The organism is Kitasatospora nipponensis (assembly GCF_039528135.1).
GTDB lineage: Bacteria > Actinomycetota > Actinomycetes > Streptomycetales > Streptomycetaceae > Kitasatospora > Kitasatospora nipponensis.
On the sequence record NZ_BAAALF010000275.1, the window covers coordinates 1 to 7,848 of the forward strand.

Consider the following 7,848-nt stretch of genomic DNA (forward strand, 5'->3'; position numbering starts at 1 on the left):
ACCAACTCCAACGCCTCACCCAACGCCCCCCGCACCTCGGCGTGTTCACCGATCCTGATCGGCAGCCAGTCGGCCGGGCCGTGCGCCGCGCCGCTCTCCGAGGCGATGCCGGGCGCCAGCTCGGGCCAGTCGAGCCGGAAGAGCGCGTCCCAGTCGGCGCCGCCGGGGGCGGCGAGTTGGGCCGCCGTCACCAGCCGGGCGCGCAGCGCCTCGATGGTGGCGACCGGCGCGCCGGTCCCGTCCGCGACGTCCACCGAGATGGCCTCGGGGCCGGTGTAGCGCAGCCGGACCCGCAGCGTGCTCGCGCCGCCGGCGTGCAGCCGCACCCCGGTGTAGGCGAACGGGAGCCGGCTGGCGCCCTCGGGGGTGTCGCGCAGGCTGTCGTGCGCGGTGAGGTGCACGGCCGCGTCCAGCAGGGCCGGGTGCAGGCCGAACCGCTCGGCCTGCGCGCGGTGTTCCTCGGGCAGCGCGACCTCGGCCCAGAAGGTGTCGCCGTCGCGCCAGGCCGCCCGCAGGCCGCGGAAGGCCGGACCGTAGCTCAGCCCGGCCGCCGCGAGCTCCTCGTACACCGCCTCGACGGGCAGTTCCACGGCGCCACTCGGCGGCCAACTGGTCATCGCCACCGGGGTGCTGTCGCCCGCCGCCGCGCTGCGCAGGGTGCCCGACGCGTGCCGGGTCCAGTCCCCGCCACCGTCGTCGCCGTGGGTTCCGGCCGGGCGCGTGTGCACGGCGACCGGCCGGGCGCCCGTCGCGTCCGGCTCGCCGACCGCGACCTGCACCTGCACCGCCCCCTGCTCGGGCAGCACCAGCGGCGCCTCGACGACGAGCTCCTCCAGCAGGCCGGCGCCGACCTCGTCACCGGCCCGGATCGCCAGCTCCAGCAGCGCGGTGCCGGTCACCACGACGGTGCCCTGCACCGCGTGGTCGGCCAGCCAGGGGTGGGTGCGCAGGGCCAGGCTGCCGGTGAGCAGCACCCCGTCGGAGGCGGGCAGCGGGACGGCGGCGGCGAGCAGCGGGTGCTCGACGGCGCCCAGGCCCAGGCCTGCCGGGTCACCGTTGCGGGCGGCGGGCTCCAGCCAGTAGCGGCGGCGCTGGAACGGGTAGGTCGGCAGGTCGACGCGGCGCGGCCTGGCCGGCGCCAGCAGCGCGGTCCAGTCGACCCGGTGGCCGTGCAACTGGATCTCGGCGAGCGCGCCCACCGCGGTCGTCGCCTGCGGGTGCCCCTCGCGCAGCACCGGCACCGCCACGGTGTCCGGCAGCGTCTGGCGGGTGAGCCCGCTGAGCGTGCCGTCCGCCCCGAGCTCGACGAAGGTGGTGACGCCCTCGGTCTCCAGGGTGACGACGGCGTCGGCGAAGCGGACCGCCTCGCGGACCTGGCGCACCCAGTACTCCGGGTCGGTGAGCTCCTGCGTGCTCGCCAGGCGGCCGGTCAGGGTGGAGACCACCGGTACGGTCGGCGGCGCGTAGCTGAGCGACCGCGCCACCGCGCGGAACTCGGCGAGCATCGCGTCCATCCGCGCCGAGTGGAAGGCGTGGCTGACCCGCAGCCGCCGGGTCCGCCGGCCCTGCTCGGCGAAGCTCCGCGCCAGTGCGAGGACCTGCTCCTCCTCGCCGGAGACCACCAGCGAGGCGGGGCCGTTGATCGCCGCGATGTCCACGCCGGTGGCGGGCAGCACCGCCCGCACCTCGTCCTCGGTGGCCTGCAGCGCCACCATCGCTCCGCCGCTCGGCAGCGCCTGCATCAGCCAGGCGCGCGAGGCCACCAGCTTGGCGGCGTCCGGCAGCGAGAGCACCCCGGCCACGTGCGCGGCGGCCAGCTCGCCGATCGAGTGCCCGGCCAGGAAGTCCGGCCGCACGCCCCAGGATTCGAGCAGCCGGAACAGCGCCACCTCCACGGCGAAGAGCGCGGGCTGGGTCCAGCCGGTCTCGTCCAGGCCCTCCCCGGAGGCGATCACCTCGCCCAGCGGCAGGCCCAGTTCGAGCTCCACCGCGCCGAAGGCCGCCGCGAAGGCCGGGTAGTGCTGGACCAACTCCCGTCCCATGCCGATGCGCTGGCTGCCCTGTCCGGCGAAGAGGAAGGCCAGCTTGCCGGCCGCGGCGGCGCTGCCGGTGCGCCCGCCGCCCCCGGCAACCGCGTCCAGGCCGGCCAGCAGGCCCGGGCGGTCGGCGGCCAGCACCACGGCCCGCTCGTCGAGCACGGCGCGCCCGGCGGCCAGCGAGTGGGCCAGGTCGGCCGGACGCAGCTCCGGGCGGTCCCGCAGCAGGTCGGCCAGCCGGACGGCCTGGGCGCGCAGCGCCTGCGGGGTGCGGGCCGAGAAGGCCAGCGGCAGCACCACCGGGTCCGGGCCGGGCTCCTCGGTGGCCGGCTCCCGGTCCGGCGCCTGCTCGATGATCACGTGCGCGTTGGTCCCGCTGGCGCCGAAGGCGGAGACCGCCGCCCGGCGCGGGCCGGCCACCTGCGGCCAGGGCCGGGCCTCGGTCAGCAGCTCGACCGCGCCGGCGGACCAGTCCACGTAGGGGGTGGGCTGCTCGGCGTGCAGGGTCCTGGGCAGCACGCCGTGCCGGATCGCCTGCACCATCTTGATCACCCCGGCCACCCCGGCGGCGGCCTGGGTGTGGCCGATGTTGGACTTCAGCGAGCCGAGCAGCAGCGGCCGGCCCGGCTCGCGGTCCTGGCCGTAGGTGGCGAGCAGCGCCTGGGCCTCGATCGGGTCGCCGAGCCGGGTTCCGGTGCCGTGCGCCTCCATCGCCTGGACGTCGGAGGTGGCGAGCCGGGCGGCGGCCAGCGCCTCGCGGATCACCCGCTGCTGGGCGGGGCCGCTGGGCGCGGTCAGGCCGTTGGAGGCGCCGTCCTGGTTGACCGCCGAGCCGCGCAGCACGGCGAGCACCGGGTGGCCCGACCGCTGGGCGTCCGAGAGCCGTTCGACCAGCAGCAGGCCCACGCCCTCGGCCCAGCCGGTGCCGTCCGCCCCGGCGCCGAAGGCCCGGCAGCGGCCGTCGGCGGACAGTCCGCGCTGGCGGGCGAACTCCACGAAGCCCTGCGGGGAGGCCATCACGCTCACCCCGCCGGCGAGCGCGAGGTCGCTCTCGCCGCTGCGCAGCGACTGGGCGGCCAGGTGCAGCGCGACCAGCGAGGAGGAGCAGGCGGTGTCCACGGTGACCGCCGGACCCTCGAAGCCGAAGGTGTAGGAGATCCGCCCCGACGCCACGCTGTCCAGCCCGCCGATGCCCAGGTAGCCCTCCAACTCCCCCGGCGCGTCATGCAGTCGGGGGGTGTAGTCGCCGCCGGCGATGCCCGCGAAGACAGCGGTGCGGCTGCCGCGCAGCAGGCCCGGGTCGATGCCGGCGCGCTCGAACGCCTCCCAGGCGGTCTCCAGCAGCAGGCGGTGCTGCGGGTCGGTGGCCAGCGCCTCGCGCGGCGAGATGCCGAAGAAGTCCGCGTCGAAGTCGGCGGTGGTGTCCAGGAATCCGCCGTGCCGGGTGTAGGAGGTGCCGGGCCGGTCCGGGTCGGGGTCGTAGAGCGCGGCCAGGTCCCAGCCGCGGTCGGTGGGGAACTCGCCGATGGCGTCGACACCGTCAGTGACCAGCTGCCAGAGGTCCTCGGGGGAACCGACCCCGCCGGGCAGCCGGCAGGCCATCGCGACGATGGCGATCGGCTCGCGACCGGCCGCCTCCACCTCCTGGAGGCGCTTCTTGGCCTTGGTGGCATCGGCCAGCGCGCGCTTGAGGTATTCGCGGAGCTTCTGGTCGTTCGACATTGCTGCCTCTCACATCACACGTCACATCAGGTGGTCACGGGGTGCCGCGGTCGGGGCCGGGCGGCGGGGGTCGCCGCTCGGGGCCCGGCCCCGGCCCGGGCGCGGCGTCGCAGGCCGCGCCCGGGGGCGGCGTCAGGACGCGGCGTCGCGGTCCATCAGGGCGAAGAGTTCCTCGTCGGTGGCCGTGTCGAAGTCCAGCTCCGCGCCCTCGGCGGGCGGGCTCTCCGGCTCCCAGCGGTCCACCAGGGCGCGCAGCCGGGCCAGCACGCCGTCCCGGTCCGGGTCGGTGGAGCTCGACCGCTCCAGCGCGCGTTCCAGCGCGGTGACCGAGGCCAGCGCGTCCAGTGGGCCCGCCCCGGCCTGCGGGTCGGCGCCGGGGGTGCCGGGCAGTTCCGCGGTCAGGTAGAGCGCCACGGCCATCGGGGTCGGGTAGTCGAAGACCAGCGTGGCGGGCGGCTCCAGACCGGTGGCGGCACCGATCCGGTTGCGCAGCTCGACGGCGGTCAGCGAGGTGAGCCCCAGCTCGCGGAAGGCCCGGTCGGGGGCCACCCCGGCGAGCCCGCTGTGGCCCAGCACCACGGCCGCCTCGCGCCGGACCAGGTCCAGCAGCAGGGCCTCGCGGGCGTCGGGGTCCGCCGGATCGGCGAGCGCGGCCAACCGGGTGAGCCAGGCCGGCAGCTCGCCGGCCCGCACCGCAGTGGCGAGCGCCGCGGTGACGGTCTGCGGGGAGAAGGTCGCGTCCAGCCAGTAGCGCTCGCGCTGGAAGGCGTACCCGGGCAGCGCCACCCGGCGCGGCGCGGCCCCGGCGAAGGCCGCCGACCAGTCCACCGCGACACCGCGCACCGCCAGTTCGGCCGCCGAGAGCAGGAACCGCTCCAGCGTGCCGTGGTCGCGCCGCAGGGTGCCGGCCACCACGCTGGTGCGGGCGGCGCCGACCGCCTCCAGGGTCTCCTGGAGCGGGACGGTGAGCACCGCGTGCGGGCTGATCTCGACGAAGACGGTGTGGCCCTGCTCGGCCAGTGCCCGGGTCGCCTCCTCGAAGCGGACCGTCTCGCGCAGGTTGGTCACCCAGTACCCGGCGACCAGCTCGGCGCTGTCGACCCAGTCGCCGGTGACCGTGGAGAGCATCGGCACCCGCCCGGCACCCGGACGCACCGGCGCCAGCAGCTCGAGCAACTCCTCGCGCAGCTCGTCCACCTGGGCGGAGTGCGAGGCGTAGTCCACCGGGATCAGCCGGGCCCGCACCTCGGCGGCGCGGTACTCGGCGACCAGGTCGGCCAGCGCCTGCGGCTCGCCGGAGACCACGGTGGCCGACGGGCCGTTGACCACCGCCACCGAGAGCCGGCCGCCCGAGCCGGCGATCCGCGCCGCCACCTCGGCGGCGGGCAGCGCCACCGAGGCCATGCCGCCGCGGCCGGCCAGCCGCAGGATGGTGCGGCTGCGCAGCGCCACGATCCGGGCGCCGTCGGCCAGCGAGAGCGCGCCGGCCACGGAGGCCGCCGCGATCTCGCCCTGGCTGTGCCCGACCACCGCGTCCGGCCGCACCCCGTAGGAGGTCCACAGCTCGGCGAGCGCGACCATCACCGCCCAGAGCACCGGCTGCACCACGTCCACCCGGTCCAGGCCCGGCGCGCCGTCCGCGCCGTGCAGCACGTCCAGCAGCGACCAGTCGGTGTGCGGGGCGAGGGCGGCCGCGCACTCGGCGATCCGGGCGGCGAAGACCGGTGAGGACGCCAGCAGTTCGACCGCCATGGCGGCCCACTGGGAGCCCTGGCCGGGGAAGACGAAGACGGTCCGGCCGCTCACGTCCGCACTGCCCTGCACCAGGTCGGGCGCGCTCTCGCCGAGCGCCAGCGCCCGCAGGCCGGCCTGCCCGCCGATCACCACCGCCCGCTCCTCGAGCCGGGCCCGGTCGGTCAGCAGCGTGTGGGCGACGTCCACCGGGTCGGCGCTCTCCAGCAGCGCGGCCAGCCGGGCGCCCTGGGCGCGCAGCGCCTGCGGGGTGCGGGCGGAGACCACGAAGGGCAGCACGGCGGGCCGTTCACCCCGCGCGGGCTCCGCCGGGCGGTCCGGCGCCTGCTCGATGATCACGTGCGCGTTGGTGCCGCTGACGCCGAACGAGGAGACGGCCGCGCGGCGCGGACGCCCCAGCTCGGGCCAGGCCCGGGCCTCGGTCAGCAGCTCGACCGCGCCGCTGGACCAGTCCACGTACGGCGAGGGCTCGTCCACGTGCAGGGTCCGCGGGAGCAGCCCGTGCCGGATCGCCTGCACCATCTTGATCACCCCGGCGGCGCCGGCGGCGGCCTGGGTGTGACCGATGTTGGACTTCAACGAGCCGAGCCAGAGCGGCTGTTCGGCCTGCGGACGCTGCCCGTAGGTGGCCAGCAGGGCCTGCGCCTCGATCGGGTCACCGAGCGTGGTGCCGGTGCCGTGGCCCTCGACGGCGTCCACCTCCGCGCCGCTCAGCCCGGCGTTCGCCAGCGCCTGGCGGATCACCCGCTGCTGGGCGGGACCGCTGGGCGCGGTCAGCCCGTTCGAGGCGCCGTCCTGGTTGACCGCCGAGCCGCGCAGCACGGCGAGCACCTCGTGCCCCAACCGCCGTGCGTCGGAGAGCCGTTCGACCAGCAGCAGGCCCACCCCCTCGCCCCAGCCGGTGCCGTCGGCGGCGCCCGCGTAGGCCTTGCAGCGCCCGTCGGCGGAGAGCGCCCGCTGGCGGGAGAACTCGACGAAGGTGGTCGGCGTCGACATCACGGCCACCCCGCCCGCGAGCGCCAGGTCGCACTCGCCGCTGCGCAGCGACTGGGCGGCCAGGTGCAGCGCGACCAGCGAGGAGGAGCAGGCGGTGTCCACGGTGACCGCCGGACCCTCGAAGCCGAAGGTGTAGGAGATCCGCCCCGACGCCACGCTGCCCGCCGTGCCGTTGGCGAGCCAGCCCTCCAGCTCGGCCGGGATCTCACGGACCCGCGGCGCGTAGTCGTGGTACATCACCCCCGCGAAGACACCGGTGCGGCTGCCGCGCAGCGCGGTCGGATCCAGGCCGGCGCTCTCCAGCGCCTCCCAGCTGGTCTCCAGCAGCAGGCGCTGCTGCGGGTCGGTGGCCAGCGCCTCGCGCGGCGAGATGCCGAAGAACGCGGCGTCGAAGTCGGCCGGACGGTCCAGGAAGCCGCCGTGCCGGGTGTAGGAGGTGCCGGGCCGGTCCGGGTCGGGGTCGTAGAGCGCCTCCAGGTCCCAGCCGCGGTCGTCGGGGAACTCCGAGACCGCGTCGCGGCCTTCGGACACCAGGCGCCACAGCTCCTCCGGGGTGCTCACCCCGCCGGGCAGCCGGCAGGCCATGCCGACGATCGCGATCGGCTCGTCGGCGTGCGGCCGGGAAGGGGCGGTGAGGGGCGCGGTGGGCGTGGCGGGGCCGGTGGCGGTCGGGTCGGGCGCGGTCGGGTCGGGCGCGGTCGGGTCGGACCCGCCGTCCGGTGCCGGCGTGGCGGGCTGCCGGGCGCCGAGCAGTTCGACGCCCAGGTGCTCGGCCAGGGCGGCCGGGCTGGGGTGGTCGAAGACCAGGGTCGCGGGCAGCCGCAGGCCGGTCACCGCACCGACCCGGTTGCGCAGCTCGACGGCGGTCAGCGAGTCCAGGCCCAGGCTGGTGAAGGACCGGTGCTCGCCGACCGAGCCGGCCGAGGCGCCGAGCACGCCCGCCACCCCGGCGCGGACCAGCTGCAGCAGCGCGTCGCGCCGGTCGGCGTCATCGGCCAGTGCGGCGAGCCGCTGAACCAGCGGGGAGGCGTCGCTCCCCCCGGCGGCGCCGGCGGTGGCCCGGACGCTCGCCCGGGTGGGACGCACCAGGGCGCGCAGCAGCTCCGGCACCGCGCGGTCGCGCAGTGCGGCCAGCTCCAGCGGCGCCGGGACCAGTACCGCGTGCTGCGGCAACCGGGCCGCCGTGTCGAAGAGTTCGACGCCCTGGGCGGAGCTGATCGGCCGGATCCCGAGCCGGGCGAGCCGGGCGTGGTCGGTCGCGCTGAGGCGGCCGGTGATGCCACTCGCCTCGGCCCACTGGCCCCAGGCGAGTGACTGGGCGGGCAGGCCGGCGGCCCGGCGG

The 7,848-nt window shown here is 77.0% G+C and carries 2 protein-coding genes; both read right to left on the reverse strand.

The genetic code is table 11. From position 1 onward, the window contains the following. Positions 1–3,758 (reverse strand): type I polyketide synthase (locus ABD323_RS37985; protein WP_344446665.1); only part of this gene is annotated, 3,758 nt, incomplete at its 3' end. A gap of 132 nt (positions 3,759–3,890) precedes the next feature. After that, positions 3,891–7,848 (reverse strand): type I polyketide synthase (locus ABD323_RS37990; RefSeq protein WP_344446666.1); only part of this gene is annotated, 3,958 nt, incomplete at its 5' end.